Source organism: Janthinobacterium sp. P210005 (genome assembly GCF_036231865.1).
GTDB lineage: Bacteria > Pseudomonadota > Gammaproteobacteria > Burkholderiales > Burkholderiaceae_D > Janthinobacterium > Janthinobacterium kumbetense.
In genome coordinates this window covers 64165-89231 of record NZ_JAZARC010000001.1, presented here as the reverse complement: position 1 = coordinate 89231, position 25067 = coordinate 64165, and the positions used below count along the sequence as shown (strand labels likewise).

Here is a 25067-nt window from a genome sequence, read left to right as displayed (position 1 = left end):
CTGCGGTTATCCACAATTGAGCCTGCCTGGCAATGGGCGGATGATCGCAGCATCAACCCGCAAGAGGAGACCACTCGTGAAAAAACCATTCTATAAAATCCTGTACGTACAGGTGCTGTTCGCCATCGTGGCTGGCGTGCTGCTGGGGGTGTTCTACCCAACGAACGCCGTCGACATGAAACCGCTGGGCGACGGCTTTATCAAACTGATCAAGATGATCATCGCCCCGGTGATCTTCTGTACCGTGGTCTCCGGCATCGCCGGCATGCAGGATGTGAAGAAAATCGGCCGCGTGGGCGGCAAGGCGCTGCTGTACTTCGAAGTGGTTTCCACCTTCGCGCTGGCCATCGGCTTGCTGGTTGCTAACATCCTCAAACCGGGCGCCGGCTTCAACGCCGATCCGGCCCACCTGGACGCCAAGTCGATCGCGCAATACACGCACGCCGAAGGCATGAGCACCGTCGACTTCCTGATGAATATCATCCCGAAGACCTTCGTCGACGCCTTCGCCAAGGGCGACATCCTGCAAGTGCTGCTGATCGCCATCCTGTTCGGCTTTTCGCTGTCCCTGCTGGGCGAGCGCGGCCGTCCGGTCACCAAGCTGATCGACGAGCTGTCGCATGCCATCTTCGGCATGGTCAACATCATCATGAAAGTCGCTCCCATCGGCGCGTTCGGCGCGATGGCCTTTACCATCGGTAAATACGGCCTGGCTTCGCTGATCCCGCTGGCGAAACTGATGGGTTCGTTCTACCTGACCTGCTTCCTGTTCGTCTTCGTCGTGCTGGGCCTGATCGCCAAATACACGGGCTTCTCCATCGGCCGCTTCTTGTTGTACATCAAGGAAGAACTGCTGATCGTGCTCGGTACCAGCTCGTCGGAATCGGCCCTGCCGGCCCTGATGAAGAAACTCGAGCGCCTCGGTTGCTCCAAGCCAGTCGTCGGCCTGGTCGTGCCTACCGGCTACTCGTTCAACCTGGACGGCACCAATATCTACATGACCATGGCTGCCCTGTTCGTGGCGCAAGCTACCAACACGGAACTGACCATCTGGCAGGAACTGACCATCCTGGGCGTGGCGATGCTGACCTCGAAAGGCGCGTCCGGCATCACGGGCGCCGGCTTCATCACCCTGGCCGCCACCCTGGCCGTGGTGCCGACCATCCCCGTGGCCGGCATGGCGCTGATCCTGGGCATCGACCGCTTCATGAGCGAATGCCGCGCGCTGACGAACTTTGTCGGCAACGGCGTGGCCACCATCGTCGTGTCGAAATGGGAAAAAGAACTGGACATGGACAAGCTGCACAGCGAGCTGGCCCATCCAACCCACCCGACCGACGACGCGTATGTCGCGCCAAGCGTGAATATCGTCAAGTAAGCTGTACGCTTCATTGAAAAGCCCCGCAGAGCGATCTGCGGGGCTTTTTTCATGCGTGCAGGCTTTTGCCGGCATCATCAACAAACAGTAAATCATCCATCAATATTTCATTGGATGATCAATGAATGAAAAACCATTACAGTACGGTCACCTGTTCGCCACCTGGTTCCCGCATAATGACATTGCGTTAATGCAAGCCTGACACCGAACCATCCTCACCTTTGAATGGAGTACGTCATGTCCCTCTCGCCCGCCTTCTACGCCACCTGGAACCCACGCCTGCTGGGCCTGCTGCGCATCATCCTCGGCTTCCTCTTCCTGCAACACGGCACGGCCAAACTGTTCGGCGCGCCGCACGTGGCCATGTTCGACGGCTTGCAATTGTTGTCCGTGATGGGCGCGGCCGGCGTCATCGAGCTCGTCGGCGGCAGCTTGCTGCTGGTGGGCCTGTTCACGCGCCCCGTCGCCTTCATCCTGTCGGGCCAGATGGCGGCCGCCTACTTCATGGCGCATGCGCCTGCCGGCTTCCTGCCGATCCTGAACGGCGGCGAAATGGCCGTCATGTATTGCTTCACCTTCCTGTATTTCGCAGTTGCCGGCGCCGGCGCCTACAGCCTCGACGGCTTGCGCGGCAAGGCAGGCGCATAAAAAAAGGGCGGACATCGCTGTCCGCCCTTTCATTGCCTGCAACGATCCGTTTATACGGCGGAAACGTCCAGTTCAGCGCCCGTGGCCGCCTGCACCTGCTCCTTGGTCACGCCCGGCGCCAGCTCCACCAGCTTCAGGCCGTTTTCCGTCACGTCGATCACGCCCAGGTCGCTGATGATGACGTCGACCACGCCCACGCCCGTCAGCGGCAAGTCGCACTGTTTCAGCAGCTTGTGCGACGTCGTGCCATCCTTGGCCGTGGCCACGTGTTCCATCAGCACGACGACTCTCTTGACGCCGGCGACGAGGTCCATCGCGCCGCCCATGCCCTTGACCATCTTGCCTGGGATCATCCAGTTCGCCAGGTCGCCCTTTTCCGACACTTGCATGGCGCCCAGGATGGCCAGGTTGATCTTGCCGCCGCGGATCATGCCAAACGAGTCAGCCGAGCTGAAGTAGGCGGCGCCCGGCAAGGCCGTCACCGTCTGCTTGCCGGCATTGATCAGGTCGGCATCGACTTCATCGTCCGTGGGAAACGGGCCGATGCCCAGCAAGCCGTTTTCCGACTGCAGGAACACTTCGATATTTTCCGGCACATAGTTCGCCACCAGGGTCGGCAAGCCGATGCCCAGGTTCACATAAAAGCCATCCTGCAATTCCTTTGCCGCGCGCGCGGCCATTTCGTCTCTAGTCCAAGCCATAATAATCTCCGTATTCTATTTTTATGCTTCGGCGCGCACGGTGCGCTGCTCGATGCGTTTTTCCGGGTTCGCATTGACCACGATGCGGTGCACGAAGATGCTCGGCGTGTGGACCTGGTCCGGGTCGATCTCGCCCACTTCGACCAGTTTTTCCACTTCGACGATGGTGATCTTGCCCGCCATGGCCACGTTCGGGTTGAAATTGCGCGCCGTCTTGCGGTAGACCAAATTGCCCGCGCGGTCGGCCATGTAGGCTTTCACCAGCGACACATCGGCCACGAGGCTGCGTTCCATCACATATTGTTCGCCATCGAATTCGCGCAGTTCCTTGCCGTCGGCGACGATGGTGCCCACGCCCGTCTTGGTGAAGAAGGCGGGAATGCCGGCGCCGCCGGCGCGCAGCTTCTCGGCCAGGGTGCCTTGCGGCGTGAATTCCAGTTCCAGTTCGCCAGCCAGGTACTGGCGCGCGAATTCCTTGTTTTCGCCCACATAGGAGGCGATCATTTTCTTGATCTGGCGCGTGGTCAGCAACTGGCCCAGGCCGAAACCGTCGACGCCGGCGTTATTCGAAATGGCCGTCAGGCCCGTCACGCCCGAATCGCGCAAGGCGCCGATCAGGGCTTCGGGTATGCCGCACAGGCCGAAGCCGCCAACGGCGATGGTCTGGCCATCTTGGACGATACCGGCCAGCGCCGAGGCGGCGTCAGGATAAACTTTATTCATGGGTGTCCCTCTATCTTTTGTTAAGCTTTGGTCTTGAGTCCATGACTCAGGCAGCGACTCAGCATAAAATACGCGAGTGGAAAGTACAATACCGTAGAACTACCGGCGCCGTGCCGGCAATCCCCCTGTGAGAGTGATACGTATCAGATGAACGCCGCGTCAGCCATCGATTATGAAAGTATCTTCCTGCACGCGCCCGTGGGCATGTGCATGTCGGAAAACCGCATCATGCGCAGCTGCAACGAAGCGCTGGCGGCCATGTTCGGCTATGCGCGCGCCCAGCTGGACGACCAGTCGTTCGAAGTACTCTACCCCACGCACGACGAATTCCTGCGCACGGGTGACCGCATCATCCCCATCATGAACGCCAAGGGCCGCTATTCGGACGAACGCATCATGCGCCGCAGTAATGGAGAATTGTTCTGGTGCCACGTCACGGGCCACGCCATGCTGCCGCGGGAACCGCTGGGGCCGGGCATCTGGACGTTCGAGGATGTCAGCGAGAAACGTCCCGTGACGGCGGAACTGACGCCGCGCGAGCGCGAAATCGCCGCCCTGCTGGTGGAAGGCAAGACCAGCAAGGTCATCGCCCGCCAGATCGACCTCAGCCCCCGTACGGTGGAAATGCACCGCGCCAAGCTGATGCGCAAGTTCGCCGCCTCGACGTCGTCCGAGCTGGTGCATAAGCTGGTGGGACTGCAGCTGCAGCGCTAGGGCTGCAGCCATGGTGACTATCGTTTAACGCCAAGTAAAACCGTCGCGAGCGGCAGCGATTGGTGGCCGAGAAGCGCAACGCGCAGCAGGTTTTATGGCGTTAAAACGTGCTCATGCCGCCATCGGCGGAAATGATGGCGCCGTTGATGAAATGCGAATCCTCGCCCGCCAGCAACAGCAGCAGGCCGTCGAGGTCTTCCGGCTTGCCCGGACGTTTATTCGGCAGCATTTCGATCAATTTCTTGCCCTGTTCGGTGGCAAAGTAATCTTCGTTGATTTCCGTGGAAATGTAACCGGGACAGATGGCGTTCGTGTTGATGCCGTACTTGCCCCACTCCACGGCCATGGCGCGCGTCATGTGCACCATGCCCGCCTTGCTCATGCAATACACGCCGATCTGCGGCAGCACCTGCAAGCCCGCCATCGAGGCGATATTGATGATGCGGTGCTGCTTCTTCGGGTCGCCCTTGGCGCGCGCGATCATGCGCTTGGCCGTTTGCTGGGCCACGAAGAACGATCCGCGCAGGTTGGTATCCATCACGAACGAGTAATCCTCGGGCGTGACGTCCACCAGGCGTTGCGTGGTGGACACACCGGAATTATTGACGAGGATATCGATGGGGCCCGCTTCCGTTTCCGCGTGCGCGATGGCCGACTTGATGCTGGCGAAGTCGGTCACGTCGAGCGACACCACGTGCGCGGCGCCGCCATCGGCTTCGATTTCGGCGCGCAATTCCTTCAGGCGTTCGGTGCGGCGCGACGCCAGCACGACCTGCGCGCCAGCCTGGGCCAGCACTTTCGCAAAGCGCGCGCCGAGGCCGCTCGATGCGCCGGTAATCAGGGCAATCTTGCCCTCGAAATTGACTTCTATGCCCACGAGCTACTCCTGTTTTATTTTAGATAACATTTTACGCCGTGCCGATGGCGCAGGGGCAAAATACCCTGCGTCGCACTTGAGCAAAGGTAAACGCCATCATTACACAAAATGGCCGGATTTAGATTGCGGCGAGGGGCAATGTCACGCAAAATGGCGCCAAAGTTGCAATCCTCGTCAAAAACAAGCACACTCGTGCTTAAATTTCCCCGATGATGCTTTATTCCCTATCCTTGCTACCTAATTGAGTGACTATAAATCGAGACCATGACACAGCCTAATAACTTAGTTGAACAGTACGGACCGCGCGAAACCATGGAATATGACGTGGTGATCGTCGGCGGTGGCCCCGCAGGCTTGGCCGCGGCGATCCGCCTGAAGCAGCTGGCCGCTGAAAAGAGCCAGGAAGTGTCCGTCTGCGTGCTGGAAAAAGGCGGCGAACTGGGCGCGCATATCCTGTCGGGCGCCATCATGGACCCGAAAGCGCTGACGGAACTGATTCCGAACTGGAAAGAACTGGGCGCGCCCCTGAACACGGAAGTGACGGAAGACCGCATCCTGTTCCTGACGGAAACGAAAGCGTATAAGACGCCAGGCTTCGCCGTGCCGGCCTGCTTTGAAAACCACGGCAATTACATCGTCTCGCTGGGCAATGTGGTGCGCTGGATGGGCCAGCAGGCGGAAAACCTGGGCGTGGAAATCTTCCCCGGCTTCCCTGCCGCGGAAATCCTCTACAACGACGACGGTTCCGTCAAAGGCGTGGCGACCGGCAACATGGGCGTCAAGCGCGATGGCGAACCGGGCCCCGACTTCCAGCTGGGCATGGAATTGCACGCCAAGTACACCCTGTTCGCCGAAGGCGCGCGCGGCCACCTGGGCAAGCAATTGATGGCCAAGTATGACTTGAACGCCGGCAAGGACCCGCAGTCCTACGGCATCGGCATCAAGGAATTGTGGGAAATCGACCCCGCCCAGCACAAGCCGGGCCTGGTGATCCACTCGAGCGGCTGGCCGCTGGACACGAAAACCTACGGCGGCTCCTTCCTGTACCACCTGGAAAACAACCAGGTCATGGTGGGGTATGTGGTCGGCTTGAACTACGAAAACCCGTACCTGTCGCCGTACGAGGAATTCCAGCGCTACAAGACGCATCCGGAAATCCGCAAGTTCTTCGAAGGCGGCAAGCGCATTTCGTACGGCGCGCGGGCGATTGCGGCCGGCGGCCTGCAATCGTTGCCGAAACTGGTGTTTGCCGGCGGCGCGCTGATCGGCTGCGATGCGGGCTTCCTGAACATGAGCCGCATCAAGGGCAGTCACGCGGCCATCAAGAGCGGCATGCTGGCGGCGGACGCGGCCTTCGGCGCGCTGGGCGAACAGCGCCAGCACGACGAACTGACGAGCTACCCTGTCGCCTTCGAACAATCGTGGCTACATGAAGAGCTGCACGTGGCGCGCAACGTCAAGCCATGGCTGTCGAAAGGCCTGTACCTGGGCAGCCTGATGACGGGCATCGACCAGCTGATCTTCCGCGGCAAGGCGCCGTGGACCCTGCACCACTCGCATGGCGACCACGAATGCCTGAAACCGGCCGCCCAGTCGAAGAAGATCGTGTATCCGAAACCCGATGGCAAGTTGACCTTCGACAAGATGTCGTCCGTGTTCATTTCGAACACGAACCACGCGGAAGACCAGCCGATCCACCTGACGCTGAAGAACGCCAGCGTGCCCGTCGACGTCAACCTGGCCACGTATGCGGGTCCGGAAGCCCGTTACTGTCCCGCCGGCGTGTACGAGTTCGTGAAGAGCGACGACGGCGCCGAACGCCTGCAGATCAATGCACAGAACTGCGTGCACTGTAAAACCTGCGACATCAAGGATCCGACGCAAAACATCGTGTGGGTGACACCGGAAGGCGGCGGCGGGCCGAACTATCCGAATATGTAATCGCAAGGCCCCGCAGCACCGGCTGACAATCGGCCAGAACAGCGCACTCCCATCCGGCAGTGCGCTGTTTTTTTGTCGGAAGGATCAGAATTGCCCGCACTTTGGACCAACTGCAACAGCAAGTGCGCATTCGCGCGGCGTGCGTCAACAAATTCCCCTCGGAAAGTTTCTCACGGGCACTGTCACCAGTTACAATTCCCGTTGCTAAACATTTCTGCCAGCCTCAGCCCATGCACCCGACCCTCCCTCCCGCAGTCTCCCCCGACACCGAATTACAGCAAGCCATCGCTGAACACCAGGCAGGGCGTTTTGCCGAGGCGGAAGAGATTTACCTGTCGATCCTGCAGGCCCATCCCTACCATGCCATCGCCAACCACAACCTGGGCTTGCTGGCCGGACAAGTGGGCCAGCACGTGGCCGGCCTGCCGTATTTGCGCAAGGCGCTGTCCGTCGCCCCGGACGAAGGCCAGTTCTGGCTGTCCTATGCGCAGGGATTGCTGCAGGCGGGACAGCCCGACGAAGCGCTCGACATCGTCGACACCGCCATCGCCCGCGGACTGGACAACGATGCTTCGCAAGCGCTGCGCCGGCAGGCGCAGGAAGCCGTCGCGCTGGCGGCCCTGTCGCCGTCGCAGCCGGAAATGGACCACATCGTACAGCTGTACCAGGCAGGCCAGCATGCGCAGATGGAAGCGGCCTGCCGGCAATTGCTGGCAAGCTATCCCGACTCGCCATTCGGCTGGAGCGTGCTGGGCACGGCCCTGCAACTGCAAGGCAAGGATGCCCTCGCCACGCTGCAGCGGACGGTGGAACTGACGCCGCACGATGCGCAGGCGCATGGCCACCTGGGCAATGCCTGGCAAACGGCCGGCAAACTCGATGCAGCCCGCGACTGCTACCTGCGGGCGCTGGAAATCGAGCCGGCGTTCGCCGAGGCGCACTGCAACCTGGGCAACCTGCTCCAGGCGGAAAACCGGCTGGACGAGGCCGTGGCGAGCTATCGCCGCGCCCTTGCCTTGAAGCCGGACTACGCGCTGGCGGCATTTAACCTGGGCAATGCGCTGCTGCGCCAGAAACAGTTTGGCGCCGCTGCCGACAGCTTCCGCGCCGCCACCCTTGCATTGCCCGACGACGCCGAAGCGCACAACCGGCTCGGCCAGGCGCTGCACGAAAACAAAAATGTGCAGGACGCCGTGCGCAGCTTCCAGCGCGCGCTGCAGATCAAACCCGATTACCGGGCGGCACGGAACAATCTGGTCGCCGCCTACCTGGCGCTGAAACAGTATCAGGATGTATTGACGTGCCTCAACACGGCCATGGAATCCGAACCAGATGATGAAGAATTGCACTTTCATTTAGGTAATGTCATGCGCACCATGGGCAAAAGCAAGGAGGCGCTGGCCGCGTTCCAGCGCGCCCTGGAAATCAAGCCCGACTACGCAGCGGCGGAAATCAACCTGTGCTCGCTACTCCATGCCGAAGGCCACCTGGAAGAAGCCATCGCCAGCGGCTATCGCGCGCGGACGGTGGCGCCGCATATTCCGGAAAGCCACAGCGGTCTGCTGTTTTGCCTCAGCCATAGCATCGATATCGACGCCCAACGCCTGTTTGAGGAACATTGCCGCTTCGGCGACGCCTTCGACCACCCGTCCACGGCCGGGACAGCGGAAGGCCAAGGTTTCCACAACGACAACGATCCCGCGCGGCGCATCAGGGTCGGCTTTGTCTCGGGCGACTTCAATTCGCACGTGGTGTCCAATTTCGTCGTGCCCGTGATCGCGCACCTGAGCGCCAGCCCCGGCCTGAGCCTGTATGCCTATTACAACAATACGCTGGAAGACGCCGTCACGCAGCGCCTGCGCGGCTATTTCCCGCATTGGCAAAATATCATCGAGGTGAGCGACAGCAACTTGCAGGAAAAGATCCGCGAAGACGGCATCGACATCCTGGTCGACCTGTCCAGCCATACGGCCTTCAACCGCCTGACGGCCTTTGGCCGCAAACTGGCGCCGATTCAGGTCAGCTGGATCGCCTATCCCGGCACAACGGGCCTGAAAACCATGGATTACTACCTGACGGACCCGCAATTCGACGTCGATGAAAAGTACTTCACGGAAAAAGTCGTGCTGCTGCCCGCCAGCGTGCCCTTCCTGCCATCGTCGGACTCCCCGGAACTGGTCCGCGCGCCCGCGCTGGGCAACGGCTACCTGACCTTCGGCAGCTTCAATCGGCTCAGCAAGCTCAATCCCGGCGTCATCGCCCGCTGGGCAAAGCTGCTGCGGGCCCTGCCCGAAGCGAAAATGCATCTGGCTGCCATGCAAAAGGACAGCGACATCGCCACCTTGCAAGCCTGGTTCGCGCAGGAAGGCATCGCCGCCGACCGCCTGACCTTCCACGGCCGCACCCACCTGGGCGGCTATCTGGCCCTGCACCAGCAAATCGACCTGTGCCTCGACACCTTCCCGTACACGGGCGGTACCACCACGCTGCACGCGCTGTGGATGGGCGTGCCCACGCTGACGCTCAAGGGTACAAGCGTACCGAGCCATGCCGGCGCCTGCATCTTGCAGCATGTGGGTCTCGACGCCTTCATCGCGACCGACGACGACGATTTCGTCCGGAAAGGAATATTCTTGTCTAACAACATCATGCAACTGGCCGTCCTGCGCGCAGACTTGCGCAACCGCATGCAAGAGTCGGCGCTGGCAGACTCCCGGGCCATCGCCCACAATATGGAACAGGCTTTCCGCACCATGTGGCAGCGCTGGTGCGGCGGCTTGCCGCCCGCATCGTTCGCCATTGCGCCCGACGACGCCAGCAAGCAGGCGGTGCAGTCATGAGCGACAAGAAGCCGATTTACGTCACGCAGCCGCTCATGCCGGATTTGCAAGATTTCCTGCCGTATCTGGAAGAAATCTGGGAAAACAAAATCCTCACCAACGGCGGCCCGTTCCACCAGCAACTGGAACAGGCGCTGTGCGACTATCTGGGCGTCAAGCACATCTGCCTGTTTACCAATGGCACGCTGGCGCTGATCACGGCCCTGCAGGCGCTGCGCATCACCGGCGAAGTGATCACCACGCCCTATTCCTTCGTCGCCACCGCCCATTCGCTGCTGTGGAATGGCATCAAGCCCATTTTTGTCGATATCGACCCGCTGAGCCTGAATATGGATCCCGCCAGGATCGAGGCAGCCATCACGCCGCACACCACCGCCATCATGCCGGTGCACTGCTATGGCCGTCCCTGCGACGTGGAACGCATCGAAAAGATCGCCGACAACTATGGCTTGAAAGTCATCTACGACGCGGCGCATGCGTTCGGCGTGCGGCACAAGGGCAGCAGCGTGCTCAATTGCGGCGACCTGTCCGTGCTGAGTTTTCACGCCACCAAGATTTTCAATACCTTTGAAGGGGGCGCGATCGTCTGCCCCGACGCCAAGACCAAGCAACGCATCGACCATCTGAAAAATTTCGGCTTCGTCGACGAAGTGACGGTGGTGGCGCCCGGCATCAACGGCAAGATGAGCGAGATCAACGCCGCATTCGGCCTCCTGCAATTGAAGGGCATCGATGCGGCTCGCCTGCAGCGGCGCGCCATCGATGGCCGCTACCGGGAACGGCTGGCGGCCATCGCCGGCATCGACTGCCTGCCGGCGGGAGAGGAAGAATCGGCCAACCATTCCTACTTTCCCATACTCGTCAAGGAAGCCTACGGCACCAGCCGCGACGCACTGTTCCAGCTGCTGCGGGACGAGAATATCTACGCGCGCCGCTATTTCTATCCGCTCATCAGCGACTTCCCCATGTACCGCAGCATGCCGACCGCCGCCCACAGCAATCTGCCGAACGCGCTGCAGGCATCGCGGCAAATCATCTGCCTGCCCATCTATCCCGGCCTGGGCCTCGATCAGGTCGATGCCATCTGCGCCATCGTCGAGCGTCACGCACAGGCGGGCCTGACTCCATGAATATTTCCACAGACACCGACTTTTTCGGCACCATCGACGACCATCGCTGGGCGGCACAATTTACCGTGCTGTCCTACAAGGACGGCGGCCAGACCCTGATACCGCATGGCTTTTTCCGTAACTGGCTGGGCAATGAGCCGGACTTCGGGCAATTTACCATCGGCCGCTGTTCCGGCATCGGCATCGGTTCGCAAGCCAAATACGATTCGACCGCGCAGCACCTGCAAATCGGGCGCTACGTTTCCGGCGGCGCGAATCTGCGCTTCATCCTCAACGGCCAGCACGACATGCGCACCATTTCCACGTATCTTCTGGCATTGGGCGGCATGGGCCTGGAAAACAGCCCGATTCCCCAATATGCCGATACGGTCATCAAGAACGATGTGTGGATCGGCGACGAGGCGATGATATTGGGCGGCGCGGTCATCGAGAATGGCTGCGTCATCGGTGCGCGCACGCTGGTGCCGCCCAATTTCCGCAGCGAACCCTACGGCATTTACGCCGGGACGCCGGCGCGGCTGCTGCGCTTCCGCTTCAGCGAGGAAGTGCGCGCAGCCCTGCTGGCGCTGGCCTGGTGGGAACTGCCGCTGAGCTGGATACGCGAGAATAACGCGCATTTCCTGCAAAACATGACGGCCGACGACGGCGAGGCGCTGCGCGTCATTGCCGAACTGGCGGAAAGCAAGCGCCGCCACCTGGAAGCCGGCGCCGGCGCCGCACACCCGCACAAGGATGACCATGTCTGAACTTTTCAATCCCGGCTATTACACCGAAGAAGACTTGCACGGCGCGGGGTTTCGCAGCCTCGGCCACAACGTGCGCATCGCCAGGAACTGCGTCATCATCGGCATCGACAATATCGCCATCGGCAACAACGTGCGCATCGATGGCTACAGCACGCTGGTGGCGGCAGGTGGCCATATCCGCATCGGCAGCTACGTTCACATTGGCGGCGGCTGCTTTCTCTCCGGCGGCGCAGGCATCACGCTGGAAGACTACGCCGGCTTGTCGCAAGGCGTGCGCCTGTACAGCAAGACCGATGACTACAGCGGAGCGAGCATGACCAACCCCACCGTGCCGGCGGAATTTACAAACTGCAAGAGCGGTGCCGTCCACCTGGGCAGGCACGTCATCATCGGCTCGGGCAGCGTGGTGCTGCCCGGCGCGCAGCTTGGCGAAGGCGTCGCCGTGGGCGCGCTCAGCCTGGTCACCAGGTCCCTGCCGGCGTGGGGAATCTATGCGGGCACACCGGCGAAGCGTATCAACAGCCGCGACCAGGGGCTGTTAATTGCGGAAGAGCAATTGCGTGCGCGGGATGCCGTGAAAAATAGTTAAGAGTATATTTTTAATCATAATTTCCATGGCAATAAAAAATCACCGCAGGCCAGCGGCCAGCTAAAAAATATTTCCATGTAGCATTTAATACATAAGCGGAAATAGCCGCCTTGTGCTTGTGAGAGCAGAAAAATAGCGCGTCTCGCTGAATATATCCTACAGGAGCAATACAATGCTGAGCCTTCACACCAATAACGCATCGCTGTCCGCACAAAACTCGATCGCCAAGACCCAATCGCAACTGTCGACCTCGATGACCCGCCTGTCGACCGGCTACCGCATCAACTCGGCAATGGACGACGCTGCCGGCCTGCAGATCGCCACCCGCCTGAAAGCACAGACCAGCGGCATGACGGTCGCCATGAGCAACACGCAAAACAGCACCTCGATGCTGCAAACGGCTGAAGGCGCGTTCGGCGAAGTCACCAACATGCTGGTGCGCATGAAAGATCTGGCCACGCAAGCTGCCGATGCTTCGTCGAACACGGCCGACAAGGACGCCATGCAAGCCGAGTACGACGCACTGGGCCTGGAATTGTCCAACGTGATGAACAACACCACGTTCGGCGGCCAAGCTCTGCTGACCGGCGGCACCATCGCCAGCGCCATGACGTTCCAGATCGGCGCCGCGAAGTCGGAAACGATGACCATCAACCTGTCCACCTCGATGGGCAGCGTCGCCACCGCACTGGGTTCGGCCACCGCCAACTTCACCGGTACCGCCGGCGGCACCGAACTGAAAACCCTGGCCAACACGGCCATCGGCAGCCTGGTTTCGGCCATCGACAGCATCGGCGTGGTACGTTCGGCACTGGGCGCCGCCGCCAACCGCCTCGACCACGTCAACAGCAACCTGTCGAACATCTCGACCAACACCAAGGCCGCTACCGGCCGTATCATGGACGTTGACTTCGCCACCGAAAGCTCGAACATGACCTCGTCGCAAATGCTGCTGCAAGCCGGCACCGCGATGCTGAAACAAAGCAACAGCATGTCCTCGATGGTCATGTCCTTGCTGCAATAATCACCGGCGCCTCGCGCCACATGAAAGCCCCGGCAAGCGATTGCCGGGGCTTTTTTTCATGGCGGCGCGCCAGATAAAAAATTTCCATGTGGAATTTAATGAAAGGCGCTCCCCTGTCGCCTTGTAGGGGTGAGGGCAAGAAATTACCTGCCGCTCGACGAATTCACTTACCAGGAGCAATACAATGCTGAGCCTTCACACCAACAACGCATCGCTGTCCGCACAAAACTCGATCGCCAAAACGCAATCGCAACTGTCGACCTCGATGACCCGCCTGTCGACCGGCTACCGCATCAACTCGGCAATGGACGACGCTGCCGGCCTGCAGATCGCCACCCGCCTGAAAGCACAGACCAGCGGCATGACGGTCGCCATGAGCAACACGCAAAACAGCACCTCGATGCTGCAAACGGCTGAAGGCGCGTTCGGTGAAGTCACCAACATGCTGGTGCGCATGAAAGATCTGGCCACGCAAGCTGCCGATGCTTCGTCGAACACGTCCGACAAGGACGCCATGCAAGCCGAATACGACGCACTGGGCCTGGAATTGTCCAACGTGATGAAAAACACCACGTTCGGCGGCCAAGCTCTGCTGACCGGCGGCACCATCGCCAGCGCCATGACGTTCCAGATCGGCGCCGCGAAGTCGGAAACGATGAGCATCAACCTGTCCACCTCGATGGGCAGCGTCACCGCCGCACTGGGTTCGGCCAGCGCCAACTTCGGCGCCGCCGGCCTGGGCACCGAACTGACCGCCAGCGCCAACGCCGCCATCGGCAGCCTGGTTTCGGCCATCGACAGCATCGGCGTGGTACGTTCGGCACTGGGTGCCGCTGCCAACCGCCTCGACCACGTCAACAGCAACCTGTCGAACATCTCGACCAACACCAAGGCCGCTACCGGCCGCATCATGGACGTCGACTTCGCCACCGAAAGCTCGAACATGACCTCGTCGCAGATGCTGCTGCAAGCCGGCACCGCGATGCTGAAACAAAGCAACAGCATGTCCTCGATGGTCATGTCCTTGCTGCAATAATCACCGGCGCCTCGCGCCACCTGAAAGCCCCGGCAAGCGATTGCCGGGGCTTTTTTTCATGGCCGCGCGCCAGATAAAAAATTTCCATGTGGAATTTAATGAAAGACGCTCCCCTGTCGCCTTGTAGGGGTGAGGGCAAGAAATTACCTGCCGCTCGACGAATTCACTTACCAGGAGCAATACAATGCTGAGCCTTCACACCAACAACGCATCGCTGTCCGCACAAAACTCGATCGCCAAGACCCAATCGCAACTGTCGACCTCGATGACCCGCCTGTCGACCGGCTACCGCATCAACTCGGCAATGGACGACGCTGCCGGCCTGCAGATCGCTACCCGCCTGAAAGCACAGACCAGCGGCATGACGGTCGCCATGAGCAACACGCAAAACAGCACCTCGATGCTGCAAACGGCTGAAGGCGCGTTCGGTGAAGTCACCAACATGCTGGTGCGCATGAAAGATCTGGCCACGCAAGCTGCCGATGCTTCGTCGAACACGGCCGACAAGACCGCCATGCAAGCCGAATACGACGCACTGGGCCTGGAACTGTACAACGTGATGACCAATACCACGTTCGGCGGCCAGAATCTGCTGGGCGACGGCACGACCGGCAAGGGCACCCTGTCGGAAGCCAAAATGACCTTCCAGATCGGCGCCGCCAAGTCGGAAACCATGGATTTCACCGTGCAAGCAGGCATGGTCACGCTGGACGGCGCGCTGAAAGGCCTGTCCGCCAACAACTTCAAGGCAACCAGCGCCGGCGTCGGCACGGAACTGACCGGCACGGCAAATGCCACGATCGACCTGCTGAAAAATGCCATCGACAATGTCGGCACGATCCGCTCCTCCCTGGGCGCCGCCGCCAACCGCCTCGACCACGTCAACAGCAACCTGTCGAACATCGCCACCAATACCAAGGCCGCTACCGGCCGTATCATGGACGTCGACTTCGCCACCGAAAGCTCGAACATGACGTCGTCGCAAATGCTGCTGCAAGCCGGCACCGCGATGCTGAAACAAAGCAACAGCATGTCCTCGATGGTCATGTCCTTGCTGCAATAATCTTTGCCGGGCCGCTTGCGGCCAGCAACGCCAAGCCAGACTGCGGTCTGGCTTTTTTTATGCGCGAAACGTATTTATTTGACTATATTGCCTTTCGATTTAACAATGCGGGCGGCGCAGTCGCCTATACAAGGTAGACCCGATTCACCCTCACCGCCCACCGGAGCCGCCTTGTGCTGAGCATTCACACCAATATCGCCGCAATGTACGCCCAAAGCGCCGCCGCCAGTGCGCAAAGCCGGCTGGCGACGTCGATGCAGCGCCTGTCCACCGGCTTTCGCATCAACTCGGCCATGGACGACGCCGCCGGCCTGCAGATCGCCACGCGCCTCAGCGCCCAGGTCAGCGGCATGACGGTGGCCATGCGCAACACGCAGAACAGCACCTCGATGCTGCAGACGGCCGAAGGCGCGTTTGGCGAAGTCACCGACATGCTGGTGCGCATGAAAGACCTGGCCACGCAGGCGGCCGACGCTTCGTCCAACCAGACCGACCGCGACGCCATGCAGTCCGAATACGATGCGCTGGGGCTCGAGCTGTACAACGTCATGACCAACACTTCCTACGGCGGCGGCTTGCTGCTGGGCAACGGCAGTGCCGGCAAGGGCACCCTGTCGGAGGCGATGACCTTCCAGATCGGCGCCAGCAGCAGCGAAACCATGCAGTTCGACGTGTCAGGCAAGATGGGCGGCCTGGACACCTTGCTGAAAGCCATTTCGGCCAACTTTGCCGCCAGCGGCACGGCCGGCAGCGAAATCGGCACGAATGGCAGCGCCAACAACATGATCGACCAGCTGGCGGCAGCGCTCGACCAGGTCGGCGGCGTGCGCTCGGCCCTGGGCGCGGCGGCCAACCGCCTCGACCACGTGCACAACAACCTGGCCAACATGGTCACCAATACCAAGGCCGCCATCGGCCGCATCATGGATGTCGATTACGCGGCGGAAAGCGCCAACATGGTCTCGGCACAAATGTTGCTGCAGGCGAGCACGGCGATGCTCAAGCAAAGCCAGAGCATGCAGAAAATGATACTGTCCCTGTTGCAGCCATGATGGCTGATACCGCCTGATTCACCGGCTCTTATAGACTTTCATCTGGACACAGTGGCATGGCGATAGACCGCATTTCATCGGGCAACCCGGTTCCCCTGATTACCCAGCGCTTCGACGTCAGCCCCGCCACGCCGATGGTGCCGGGCGTGGTCCAGCCGCTGGTGCCCATCGGCCCCTACATGGCGCCCGCGCCCGACGCCGGCACCCTGCCCGCCCAGCTGCAACAGCAGGGCCAGGACAGCCTGGCGTCCCTCATCAAGCCGAATGGCGACGGGACGGGCGGCGCCATGCCGCGCGACAGCAGCGCCATGCAAGTCAATCAACTGTTCTTCACGCGCCAGCTGGTCTGGCAGCCGCCCGACGCGGCGCAGCTGGCCGCCTCATGGCGCGTGATGGTCAAGACGTATGGCGAGCAATACGCTGCCTTGCAGGAACAGGCGCGCGGCCAGCACGTGCCGGGCAACCTGTTCATGGCCGAGCAGCAACCGGCCCTGCTGCGCGAAGGCGCCCGCCCACCGTTGACGGTCGACAGCGAAGCGTGGCGCTTCGCCGTGTATGGCTGGGGCGGCCAGCGCCTGCTGCTGCGCGTGCTGGCCAGCGACGAGGAAGACGATGCAACGCCCAAGCGGCGCGGCAAGGTGGCGCTGCGCGTGGAACTGATCATCATCGGTATCGGCCGGGTCGTGATCCAGATGGAACCGTCCGGCGACGGCGTGCTGCTGGAGCTGGCCGCCGACGAGGAAGCCGCATTGCGCCATGTGCGCCTGGCCCTGCCCGAGATCGCCGACGCCGTGCGGCGCGCCGGCCTGCGCGTGGTGCGCTGCCGCCTGAACCGCCAGCTGCACGCGCAGCGCGTGCACGGCAATTACCCGATGCAGGCGGGCGCCGCCTCGCTGTCGCTGGCCCTGTTCCGCGCCATGGCCGAAGTGGCGCTGCTGCTGACGCAGCCGGAAGCGGAAGCGGCGACCGATCCCGATGCGCCCGCAGCCCCCGCGGACGTGGCCGAAGAGGAAACCATCATCGTTTCGAAGGAAGTGGCGGCGCCGCTCGGTTACGACTATGGCGACGACGAAGAAACGGCGCAAGGCCGCACCGTGCTGCTGCTGGCCGACGGCCAGGAGCACGACCTGCTGCCGCCCATCGACGAGCAGGATTGACGCAACAGAATTGATACAGCATAAAAAACGGCGCCCGCAGCGCCGTTTTTCTTTTCATGCCAGCGTTTTATCCCACCGTGCCGATGATGCTCACTTCGCGGTTTTCCGGGATTTCGTTGTACGACAGCACATGCAGGCCCGGCGCGAACAGGCGCGCATAGCGGGCCAGCAGCGGACGGATCTGCGGCAGCACCAGCAACAGCGGCGGCGTGGCCTGCTGCTTCATCTGCTCGCGCGCCACCGGCATGTTCACTTGCAGCTGCGACAGCAGGTGCGGATCGATCGGATAGTTATCCAAAGTCACCTTGCCCGCCTGGCGCGCCTGGTTCAGCGAACCGAGCAACATGTTTTCCAGCTCGCCGCCCAGGTTAAACGCCTGCATTTCCATCTTCTGGCCGAACAGGCCGCTGACGATCTGGCGCCGCAGCGCGCAACGCACCTCGGCCGCCAGCAGGATCGGGTCCTTGGTCGTTTCCGAACTGTCGAGCAAGGTGGTAGCGATGGGCACGATATCCTTCAGTGACACATTTTCCGCCAGCAAGACGCGGAACACGCGCAGCAGCTGCGTGTGCGTGAGCGCCTTGTCCAGCGCGCCGGCGAGCTTGGGCGACAGGGCCGTCAGGCGTTCCATCATGTTCGAGACGTCTTCGTGGCGGAACAGTTCCGGCAAGTATTCGCGCACCATCTTCGACAAGTGCGTGGCGATCACGCTGGGCGCCTCGATGACCTGATAGCCGAGGCCCAGCGCATGCGCCTTCTCGCTTGGCTCGATCCACGTGACGGGCATGCCGTAGGCCGGCTCGATGCCGGGAATGCCGTCCAGCTGGCCATACACGTTCGGCGACGGGATCGCCATCAGGCGGTCGGCCTGCACTTCCGCCTGCGCCACCACGGTGCCCGACAGCACGATCGCGTATTGCGACGGCTTCAGGGCCAGGTCGTCGCGCACGCCGATATTCGGCAGCAGCAAGCCCATCGCTTCAGACAGGCTCTGGCGCACGCCCTTGACGCGCTTGTTCAACGGTTCGCCTTGCGTTTTATCAACCATGCCGACCAGTTTATAGCCTAGCATCACCATCAGCGGCTGCACGGCAGGCAGTTGCTGCCACTCCAGCTCGGCCGGGCGCTCCTCGCGCAAGGCTGCCTCGATGGCCGCCATGCCGGCCGCGTCCGGTCCCTTCACGCGCTTGGTCAAACGCCAGGCCACGAAGGCCAGCACGGCGGCAAAGGTCATGAACATGAACCACGGCATGCCCGGAATCAGGGCCAGCGCCACCATCATGCCGGCCGCGCTGAAGATCACCGTCGGCGACGTCAGCACCTGGCCTGCCACTTGCTGTTCGAAGTCGCCCGAATCGCTGATGCGGGTCACCAGGATAGCGGCCGCAGCCGACAGCAGCAGCGCCGGAATCTGCGCCACCAGGCCATCGCCGATGGTCAGCAGTGCGTACTGGCGGAAAGCGTCGCCGAACGACAGGTCGTGCATCAGCGAGCCGATGGCCACGCCGCCCACCATGTTGATGATCAAAATCAGGATACTGGCAACGGCATCGCCGCGCACGAACTTCGACGCGCCGTCCATGGCGCCGTAGAAATCCGCTTCGGCGGCCACGTCCTTGCGGCGGATCTGGGCTTTTTCCTGGTTGATCAGGCCGGCGTTCAGGTCGGCATCGATGGCCATCTGCTTGCCCGGCAAGGCATCGAGGGTAAAGCGCGCGGACACTTCCGAGATACGCTCGGCGCCCTTGGTGACGACGGCGAAGTTGATAATCATCAAGATCACGAAGACCACGATACCGACGACGAAGTTGCCGCCGATCACGACGTTACCAAACGCCTCGATCACCTTACCGGCCGCATCCGCGCCCGTGTGGCCGTGCAGCAGCACCACGCGCGTGGACGCCACGTTCAGGGTCAGCCTGAGCATGGTGGTGGCCAGGATCACCGTCGGGAAGACGGAGAAATCGAGCGGCCGCTTGGCCGACACGCTGACGAGGATGACGATCAGTGCCAGCACGATATTGAAAGTGAACAAGATATCGAGCAGCACCGGCGGCAGCGGCAGGATGATCATTGCCAGGATCACCAGCAGGAACAGCGGCGTGGCGAACTTGTGGCGGCGCATTTCGGCAACCAACCGGTTCAGGAAATTCATGAAGGTACTACCTCGCTCAAATGAGATGGCACGACCACCTCGGTGGGAAATGGGGGCTGGGCAGCGCGCTGCCCAGAACGGAATGCTTTCAGCTGCAGGATGTAGTTGAGCACCTGCGACACGGCCTGGTACAGCTGCACGGGAATCTGCTGCTGCACCTGGCTGGTGTTGTAGATGGCGCGCGCCAGCGGCGGCAACTCCAGCGTTTCAATATCGTGCTCCTTCGCCACTTGCCGGATATACAGCGCCATCTCGTCGACGCCCTTGGCAACGACAAACGGCGCCTCGGCGCGGTCCTGGTCATACTTCAATGCAACGGCGTAATGCTCGGGATTGACGATCACCACGTCGGCGTCGGGCACGGTCTTGCGCACGCTGCGCCGGCCGATCTGCTGCTGCAGCTGGCGGATGCGCTGGCGCACTTCGGGACGCCCCTCGCTGCTTTTATGTTCTTCCTTGACATCCTGCTTGCTCATGCGCTGGTTGCGGGCAAAGAAAAACGCCTGCGCCGGCACGTCGATGATGGCAAACAGGACAAAGACGGAAATGAGCGCCATCAAGCCGTCGAGCATCAGCGCCGAGCCGTCGAGCATGGCCTGCTGCAGGGGCCGGTGTTGCAAATCCACGTACTGCGTCAGGCTGGAGCGGCTCACATGCACGAGCACCATGCCCAGCACGGCGGCCTTGGCGATGGACAGGCCGAATTCAAAAGCATGCTTGGGCGCAAACAGACGGCCCAGGTTCTTGGCCGGGCTCAGACGCTCCATCTTCGGCATCCAGTTCTTCGTGCTGATGACCCAGCCGCCAGGGATCAAGGAGCCGAGCACGACGAACAGGGGCACGCAAAACAGCGGCACGATCATCTTGATCAGCAAGCCCACCGACGTCGTAAACGCCATCGACATGGCATTTTCCAGCGCGCCCTTGCTGTCGAGCGGCATGAAAGCCATGGCGAACAGCTCGCGGAAGCTCAGCAGATAACTTGGCAGCAGGTAAATGAAGACCTTCATGCTGATCAGGATGCCCAGCGCCGTCGACAGGTCGCGCGAACGCACCACCTGCCCTTCCTGGCGCGATTTCTTCAGCTTTTGCTGTGACGCCTTTTCTGTCTTGTCGCCCGTGCTGCTATCCGCCATGCGCCACACCTTTCCGCACGTGCCCTACAAGCGTAGCGAGCAAGTTCAATGCCGGGTTGAGTAGCGCAGCTGTACGGAGGTACAGCGAGCAACGGATGCCCGGAAGTGGACTGCGCAGTAGCTTGTCGGCACGTGCGCTATCCATGGGCCACCCGCATCTGTTCGGCGATCATTTCCAGCACGCGATTCGTCATGGCGATGTAGTGCTCGGGGATAAAGCGCACGATCTGCCCCAGCATCAGCAGGCCGAACACGGTGATCATGGAAAAACCCAGCGAAAACAGGTTCAGCGACGGCGCCACCCGGTTCAGGAAGCCAAAGCCCAGCTGCACCACCATGGTGGAAAAGACGATGGGCAAGGCCAGCAGCATGGCGGCGGCGAAAATCCACGCCACGTTATACGCCACCGTCTGCAGCAGCAGCGGACCGTAGCCCTGCCCCACGGGCCAGGCCGTGAAACTGGCGCCGATCACGCCCGTCAGCACGAGGTGGCCGTCGATGGCGAAAAACACGATCATGCACATGATCGTGAGCATCCCCGTGATCACGTCCGACGAGGTGCCATTGAGCGGGTCGTTCATGACGGCCATGGAAAAGCCGACCTGGCTCGATACGAGGTAACCGAGCACCGACATGACGGACATGGCGAAGTGGAAGGCCAGGCCGAGGACGAAGCCGATGATGGCCTGCTCCAGGGTAGCGACGGCGGCGTGCAGGGAAAACGGATCGATCTTCAGCAAATCCTGCGAGATGCCCGACGCCTGCATCACGGGCAGCATCAGGATCGCCAGCACCAGCGACAGCAGCACCCGCACGGGGACGGGCACCATGGCGTCGCCGATCACGGGCGAGGCGCTGAGCATGGCCAGGATGCGGCAGAACGGCCACCACACGGCCAGCAGAAACGGCAGCACCTGATTGAAAATCTGATCCATGGCGCGCGGCGCTATCCGACCAGGGTGGCGGCGCGCTGAAAAATGGACACGCAATAATCCATCAGGTAACCGGCCATCCAGCGGCCGGCCAGGATCAGGGCCAGCAGGGTGACCAGCAGGCGCGGCAGGAAACTCATGGTCTGTTCATTGATCGAGGTGGCCGCCTGCACCAGCGCGACCAGCAAGCCCATGAGCAAACCGGGCACGACCAGGATCACCACCAGCAGCATCACGACGTGCAGCGCTTCGATGATCAGGTCGACGGCGACTTCAGGGGTAAACATGGATCAATAGCCCTGTATGCTGGTAACGAGCGTGTTGACGGTCAGGGTCCAGCCGTCGACGAGCACGAACAGCAGCAGCTTGAACGGCAGCGAAATCACCAGCGGCGAGAGCATCATCATGCCCATGGCCATCAGCACGGACGCCACCACCAGATCGATGATGAGGAACGGTATGAACAGCATGCACCCGATCTGGAACGCCGTCTTGAGTTCGGACAACACAAACGCGGCCAGCTTGACCGTGAAACTGTGGTCTTGCGGGCGCATGGTCGACGGTTCGCCGGCCAGGTGCGCGATCTGCGCCAGCGCGGCCTTGCTCGTCTGCGCCAGCATGAAGCGCGAAATCGGCACTTCGGCGATCTTCAGCGCTTCCTGCATGCCGATCTGGTCGCGGTCGTACGGCACGAACGCGTCCTTCCACACCTGGTCGCCGATGGGGCGCATGACCAGCAGGGTGAGGATCAGGGCGATGCCCGTGACGATGCGGTTGGGCAAGCCCTGCTGCAGGCCCAGGGCCTGGCGCAGCAGGGACAGCACGATGACGAAGCGGGTAAAGCTGGTCATCATCATGACCATCACGGGCAGCAGCCCGAGCAGGGTCATGACGACGAGGATCTGCATCTTCACCGACAGGTCGGTCTTCGCGCCCGGCACCACGCCGGACAGCAGGTCCTGCGCGCCAGCGGCGTTGCAGCACAGCATCAGAACGGGAACAGCCAGCGCGGCAGCCAGCGCGCCGCGGCGCCGGCTCAAGCCGGGTACCGCCAGCTTCATGCTGTCATCAGGTCGAGATTGAGGCCGTCGAGGTCGATGACTTTCAGGCCATAGTTCTCACCGGCCACCACCACTTCGGCACGGCCGATCGGCGTGCCGTTGACCTTGATCACCAGCGGTTCGCCGGCCAGCATGTCGAGTTCGATCACGCTTTCCGGGCCGATGGCCATCAATTCTTCCAGCGAAATGCGGGCCGAGCCCACTTCCAGGGTCAGGGTGACGGGAATCTTGCGCATCATCTGCGGAATGTCGCGCCGCGCGCGGCCGCTGGCCACGTCGGACACGTCGCCCTGGTCGATGATCATGTCATCGCCCAAGTCTTCCAGCAGGGTTTCGCTCTGGTTGGTATCGGTCATATTCATATTATTCGACATCTTCAAAGGAGGTTAAACAGAGCTTGCCCTTGTGTTCGGAAACAGCAGCTGTAAAGAGACGGGAGTCGTCGAGCATGACGTCGGTGCGGCTGAGGCTAACGGGAATCACGTCGCCCACGCGCAAGTCGAACAAGGCGCCCAGCTGCACCTGTTTGCTGACGAGCCGGCCTTCCAGGGTCACTTGCAGGCGCGACGCGAGCGGACGCACGCTGCCGCGCAAGGCTTTCTTCGCCTGCGCGCGCTCGGGCAGCAAGCCGCGCAGCACGTCGGCCATCAGGCGCTTGTCCAGCGAGAACCAGAACTGGCCGCTCTGCCCCGCCTCGACGTCGCTGAGCGCCACCGTGACGATCCAGCTGCCACGTGCCGGATGCACGCCCGACTGCGCGGCGACCTCGGCACTGGTGTCGATGTCGCTGCTTTTGCCCAGGGTTTGCAGGTTCTTGTGCACGCGGGAGAACAAACTGTTCACCAACTGTTGTCCAAGCACCACAGCGAGGCGCTCTTCCGTGGCCGTCACGCGCACCTGCGCCGGATCGGGCAGCGCGCCCTTGGCGCCGGCACTACCATAGCGATAGTTCAGCACGCTCAAGAGTATCTGCCGTTCGAGGGCAAAGCCCGTCTGGCTGGCCGGCGTGGAGAAACTCAGCCAGCGGTTCACGCTGTCCTCGTTTTCCACGCGCGACAAGGTCACGGCATCGATCTGGAAATTCCCCCAGTAGCGGCGACTCATCGGCTGGCGCAGGGCCACGGCCAGGTCGTCGCGCAGCTGGGCGCCGAATACATGCAGCAAATGGACAGGACGTCCAAGCAGACAGGAATCGAGGACTTGATGGCGCACAGTTTGATCTGTCTTGGTAAGGATTGTCATGTAGTGGTCATGTCGGTATTGCGGTGGCAGAACAAATTATACGGATCGCCCGAAATTAAATACAGCATCATCTTGACCTGGCGTACCGGTCTGCAAGCAAACGATTGCGCATCGTATCGCATGCTGGATGACTACGGTGCTGAACAATACATGAAAAAGCTAAATATTGCCATGTATCAATATTCCTTGAGGCAATCCTCTCTTTACTTTATAGTTGCCGCGAGGTAAGCTTATAGCGACAAAATATAGATTTGCAGTGCGCCATTCCGCTTACCTGATTCCGGTTTTTATGGCAGTTTCCAGTCCCGCTTATTGCCACCAGAAGAAACTTTTATCAGATAATTATTAGTTGTCATGGCCATGTGAATCACGTCGGCGCAGGTCTGCCGGGTTTGTTTGAATCTGCTTGAGCGGATGGTGTGGCAACTGATAAAACTGATGGGCCCTGTAAGCGGGCCGGGCAAGATGGCGCGGGATGTCATGCCTGCCGGAATGGCAACACCAGTAATTTCTGATTGATACGTCACCGCATATTGAAAGTAGAGGGCACGATGAGCAACGAACTCGCAGGTCTGATCAAGGCCGATCTGGCAGCACTGAGCAATGGCGCGCGCGCCCTGGGCGCCAGCATCGCGCCCGCCGCCCAGTTCGGCGCGCCGGAACAATCCGGCTTCTCCTTTGCGCAAAGCATGAAAGACGCCATCGGCAAGGTCAACGGCGATGACCGCATGGCGGCGCAGAAAATGAGCGACGTCGACAGCGGCAAGAGCGACGACATGGTCGGCGCCATGCTGGCCAGCCAGGAAGCGAGCCTGTCCTTCTCCATGTTGATGCAAGTGCGCAACAAGGTCATGGGCGCCGTCGACGAACTCATCAAACTGCCTCTGTAATCTTCACGTCCTGATCCACGCCCAGCCTCCCA

24 protein-coding genes are annotated in these 25067 nt (G+C 61.3%); 14 read left to right on the top strand and 10 right to left on the bottom strand.

The genetic code is table 11. From position 1 onward, the window contains the following. The first annotated feature begins 40 nt into the window (after positions 1–40). Together VPH40_RS00430 and VPH40_RS00425 are read left to right on the top strand one after the other, a co-directional pair. The gene (locus tag VPH40_RS00430; protein ID WP_305051626.1) at positions 41–1378 is read left to right on the top strand and encodes a dicarboxylate/amino acid:cation symporter; all 1338 of its coding nucleotides are present in this window, start codon (positions 41–43) and stop codon (positions 1376–1378) included. A 237-nt stretch (positions 1379–1615) separates the two neighbouring features. Further along, the gene (locus VPH40_RS00425; RefSeq protein WP_077409084.1) at positions 1616–2026 is read left to right on the top strand and encodes a DoxX family protein; all 411 of its coding nucleotides are present in this window, start codon (positions 1616–1618) and stop codon (positions 2024–2026) included. 50 nt (positions 2027–2076) lie between these two features. On the opposite strand, the gene VPH40_RS00420 is transcribed toward VPH40_RS00425, so the two are convergent. Beyond that, on the bottom strand, positions 2077–2727 hold the full coding sequence (locus VPH40_RS00420) for a CoA transferase subunit B (protein ID WP_077403229.1): 651 nt from the start codon (positions 2725–2727) through the stop codon (positions 2077–2079). Between the two features lie 21 nt (positions 2728–2748). Then, positions 2749–3450 (bottom strand): CoA transferase subunit A, encoded by a 702-nt coding sequence (locus VPH40_RS00415; RefSeq protein WP_077403224.1) that lies wholly within the window; start codon positions 3448–3450, stop codon positions 2749–2751. Between the two features lie 147 nt (positions 3451–3597). On the opposite strand from VPH40_RS00415, the gene VPH40_RS00410 reads away from it, so the two are divergent. After that, positions 3598–4164, top strand: a complete 567-nt coding sequence (locus VPH40_RS00410) for a LuxR C-terminal-related transcriptional regulator (protein WP_166450196.1) — start codon at positions 3598–3600, stop codon at positions 4162–4164. Positions 4165–4264: 100 nt separating this feature from the next. On the opposite strand, the gene VPH40_RS00405 is transcribed toward VPH40_RS00410, so the two are convergent. Further along, complete coding sequence (locus VPH40_RS00405) at positions 4265–5041, bottom strand: SDR family oxidoreductase (protein ID WP_034752351.1); 777 nt, start codon at positions 5039–5041, stop codon at positions 4265–4267. Between the two features lie 264 nt (positions 5042–5305). On the opposite strand from VPH40_RS00405, the gene VPH40_RS00400 reads away from it, so the two are divergent. From VPH40_RS00400 to VPH40_RS00355, 10 genes are all read left to right on the top strand, one after another. Beyond that, the gene (locus tag VPH40_RS00400) at positions 5306–6982 is read left to right on the top strand and encodes an electron transfer flavoprotein-ubiquinone oxidoreductase (RefSeq protein WP_305051624.1); all 1677 of its coding nucleotides are present in this window, start codon (positions 5306–5308) and stop codon (positions 6980–6982) included. A gap of 230 nt (positions 6983–7212) precedes the next feature. Continuing rightward, a complete protein-coding gene (locus VPH40_RS00395; protein ID WP_289898365.1) occupies positions 7213–9822 on the top strand; it encodes a tetratricopeptide repeat protein in 2610 nt (869 codons plus the stop codon). Continuing rightward, entirely contained in the window at positions 9819–10952 is a 1134-nt protein-coding gene (locus VPH40_RS00390; RefSeq protein ID WP_328572302.1) for a DegT/DnrJ/EryC1/StrS family aminotransferase, read from the top strand. The genes VPH40_RS00395 and VPH40_RS00390 overlap by 4 nt, the downstream gene beginning before the upstream one ends. Further along, on the top strand, positions 10949–11698 hold the full coding sequence (locus tag VPH40_RS00385) for a CatB-related O-acetyltransferase (RefSeq protein ID WP_305061591.1): 750 nt from the start codon (positions 10949–10951) through the stop codon (positions 11696–11698). Before VPH40_RS00390 ends, VPH40_RS00385 begins: the two co-directional genes overlap by 4 nt. Beyond that, positions 11691–12287, top strand: coding sequence for an acyltransferase (locus tag VPH40_RS00380; RefSeq protein WP_251349163.1), 597 nt, complete (start codon positions 11691–11693; stop codon positions 12285–12287). Before VPH40_RS00385 ends, VPH40_RS00380 begins: the two co-directional genes overlap by 8 nt. Positions 12288–12459: 172 nt before the next feature. Further along, positions 12460–13311 carry a flagellin N-terminal helical domain-containing protein gene (locus tag VPH40_RS00375; RefSeq protein WP_099664377.1) on the top strand — a complete coding sequence of 284 codons (852 nt, stop codon included), beginning with the start codon at positions 12460–12462 and terminating at the stop codon, positions 13309–13311. Positions 13312–13495: 184 nt separating this feature from the next. Beyond that, positions 13496–14347: a flagellin N-terminal helical domain-containing protein gene (locus VPH40_RS00370; protein WP_099664378.1), complete on the top strand. Its 852-nt coding sequence runs from the start codon at positions 13496–13498 to the stop codon at positions 14345–14347. A gap of 184 nt (positions 14348–14531) precedes the next feature. Next, the gene (locus VPH40_RS00365; protein ID WP_077403203.1) at positions 14532–15410 is read left to right on the top strand and encodes a flagellin N-terminal helical domain-containing protein; all 879 of its coding nucleotides are present in this window, start codon (positions 14532–14534) and stop codon (positions 15408–15410) included. A 173-nt stretch (positions 15411–15583) separates the two neighbouring features. Beyond that, the gene (locus tag VPH40_RS00360) at positions 15584–16462 is read left to right on the top strand and encodes a flagellin N-terminal helical domain-containing protein (protein ID WP_099664379.1); all 879 of its coding nucleotides are present in this window, start codon (positions 15584–15586) and stop codon (positions 16460–16462) included. 56 nt (positions 16463–16518) lie between these two features. After that, positions 16519–17619: a hypothetical protein gene (locus tag VPH40_RS00355; protein WP_328572301.1), complete on the top strand. Its 1101-nt coding sequence runs from the start codon at positions 16519–16521 to the stop codon at positions 17617–17619. A gap of 67 nt (positions 17620–17686) precedes the next feature. Here VPH40_RS00355 and VPH40_RS00350 read toward each other — a convergent pair whose 3' ends face one another. The 7 genes from VPH40_RS00350 to VPH40_RS00320 form a co-directional block, all read right to left on the bottom strand. After that, positions 17687–19774 carry a flagellar biosynthesis protein FlhA gene (locus tag VPH40_RS00350; protein ID WP_099664380.1) on the bottom strand — a complete coding sequence of 696 codons (2088 nt, stop codon included), beginning with the start codon at positions 19772–19774 and terminating at the stop codon, positions 17687–17689. Beyond that, positions 19771–20910, bottom strand: a complete 1140-nt coding sequence (locus VPH40_RS00345; protein WP_077403194.1) for an EscU/YscU/HrcU family type III secretion system export apparatus switch protein — start codon at positions 20908–20910, stop codon at positions 19771–19773. The genes VPH40_RS00350 and VPH40_RS00345 overlap by 4 nt, the downstream gene beginning before the upstream one ends. 137 nt (positions 20911–21047) lie before the next feature. Then, positions 21048–21845, bottom strand: a complete 798-nt coding sequence (locus tag VPH40_RS00340; protein ID WP_077403190.1) for a flagellar biosynthetic protein FliR — start codon at positions 21843–21845, stop codon at positions 21048–21050. 11 nt (positions 21846–21856) lie between these two features. Next, positions 21857–22129, bottom strand: coding sequence for a flagellar biosynthetic protein FliQ (locus VPH40_RS00335; RefSeq protein WP_034757874.1), 273 nt, complete (start codon positions 22127–22129; stop codon positions 21857–21859). Positions 22130–22132: 3 nt separating this feature from the next. Beyond that, a complete protein-coding gene (fliP, locus tag VPH40_RS00330; RefSeq protein WP_099664382.1) occupies positions 22133–22903 on the bottom strand; it encodes a flagellar type III secretion system pore protein FliP in 771 nt (256 codons plus the stop codon). Then, complete coding sequence (locus VPH40_RS00325) at positions 22900–23265, bottom strand: FliM/FliN family flagellar motor switch protein (RefSeq protein WP_077403184.1); 366 nt, start codon at positions 23263–23265, stop codon at positions 22900–22902. Before VPH40_RS00325 ends, fliP begins: the two co-directional genes overlap by 4 nt. A 1-nt stretch (position 23266) precedes the next feature. Further along, on the bottom strand, positions 23267–24145 hold the full coding sequence (locus VPH40_RS00320) for a FliM/FliN family flagellar motor switch protein (RefSeq protein WP_257218649.1): 879 nt from the start codon (positions 24143–24145) through the stop codon (positions 23267–23269). A gap of 551 nt (positions 24146–24696) precedes the next feature. Here VPH40_RS00320 and VPH40_RS00315 point away from each other — a divergent pair. After that, complete coding sequence (locus VPH40_RS00315) at positions 24697–25035, top strand: flagellar hook-basal body complex protein FliE (protein WP_328572300.1); 339 nt, start codon at positions 24697–24699, stop codon at positions 25033–25035. Positions 25036–25067: the final 32 nt, after the last annotated feature.

Bases quoted from the DNA above. Each gene is read 5' to 3' on its own strand.
- VPH40_RS00390 (WP_328572302.1), top strand. From the start codon at position 9,819: ATGAGCGACAAGAAGCCGATTTACGTCACGCAGCCGCTCATGCCGGAT.
- VPH40_RS00430 (WP_305051626.1), top strand. From the start codon at position 41: ATGATCGCAGCATCAACCCGCAAGAGGAGACCACTCGTGAAAAAACCA.
- VPH40_RS00370 (WP_099664378.1), top strand. From the start codon at position 13,496: ATGCTGAGCCTTCACACCAACAACGCATCGCTGTCCGCACAAAACTCG.
- VPH40_RS00415 (WP_077403224.1), bottom strand. From the start codon at position 3,450: ATGAATAAAGTTTATCCTGACGCCGCCTCGGCGCTGGCCGGTATCGTC.
- VPH40_RS00350 (WP_099664380.1), bottom strand. From the start codon at position 19,774: ATGAATTTCCTGAACCGGTTGGTTGCCGAAATGCGCCGCCACAAGTTC.
- VPH40_RS00400 (WP_305051624.1), top strand. From the start codon at position 5,306: ATGACACAGCCTAATAACTTAGTTGAACAGTACGGACCGCGCGAAACC.
- VPH40_RS00375 (WP_099664377.1), top strand. From the start codon at position 12,460: ATGCTGAGCCTTCACACCAATAACGCATCGCTGTCCGCACAAAACTCG.
- VPH40_RS00320 (WP_257218649.1), bottom strand. From the start codon at position 24,145: ATGACAATCCTTACCAAGACAGATCAAACTGTGCGCCATCAAGTCCTC.
- VPH40_RS00315 (WP_328572300.1), top strand. From the start codon at position 24,697: ATGAGCAACGAACTCGCAGGTCTGATCAAGGCCGATCTGGCAGCACTG.
- VPH40_RS00345 (WP_077403194.1), bottom strand. From the start codon at position 20,910: ATGGCGGATAGCAGCACGGGCGACAAGACAGAAAAGGCGTCACAGCAA.
- VPH40_RS00420 (WP_077403229.1), bottom strand. From the start codon at position 2,727: ATGGCTTGGACTAGAGACGAAATGGCCGCGCGCGCGGCAAAGGAATTG.
- VPH40_RS00385 (WP_305061591.1), top strand. From the start codon at position 10,949: ATGAATATTTCCACAGACACCGACTTTTTCGGCACCATCGACGACCAT.
- VPH40_RS00325 (WP_077403184.1), bottom strand. From the start codon at position 23,265: ATGAATATGACCGATACCAACCAGAGCGAAACCCTGCTGGAAGACTTG.
- VPH40_RS00395 (WP_289898365.1), top strand. From the start codon at position 7,213: ATGCACCCGACCCTCCCTCCCGCAGTCTCCCCCGACACCGAATTACAG.
- fliP (WP_099664382.1), bottom strand. From the start codon at position 22,903: ATGAAGCTGGCGGTACCCGGCTTGAGCCGGCGCCGCGGCGCGCTGGCT.
- VPH40_RS00335 (WP_034757874.1), bottom strand. From the start codon at position 22,129: ATGTTTACCCCTGAAGTCGCCGTCGACCTGATCATCGAAGCGCTGCAC.
- VPH40_RS00340 (WP_077403190.1), bottom strand. From the start codon at position 21,845: ATGGATCAGATTTTCAATCAGGTGCTGCCGTTTCTGCTGGCCGTGTGG.
- VPH40_RS00380 (WP_251349163.1), top strand. From the start codon at position 11,691: ATGTCTGAACTTTTCAATCCCGGCTATTACACCGAAGAAGACTTGCAC.
- VPH40_RS00410 (WP_166450196.1), top strand. From the start codon at position 3,598: ATGAACGCCGCGTCAGCCATCGATTATGAAAGTATCTTCCTGCACGCG.
- VPH40_RS00425 (WP_077409084.1), top strand. From the start codon at position 1,616: ATGTCCCTCTCGCCCGCCTTCTACGCCACCTGGAACCCACGCCTGCTG.
- VPH40_RS00355 (WP_328572301.1), top strand. From the start codon at position 16,519: ATGGCGATAGACCGCATTTCATCGGGCAACCCGGTTCCCCTGATTACC.
- VPH40_RS00365 (WP_077403203.1), top strand. From the start codon at position 14,532: ATGCTGAGCCTTCACACCAACAACGCATCGCTGTCCGCACAAAACTCG.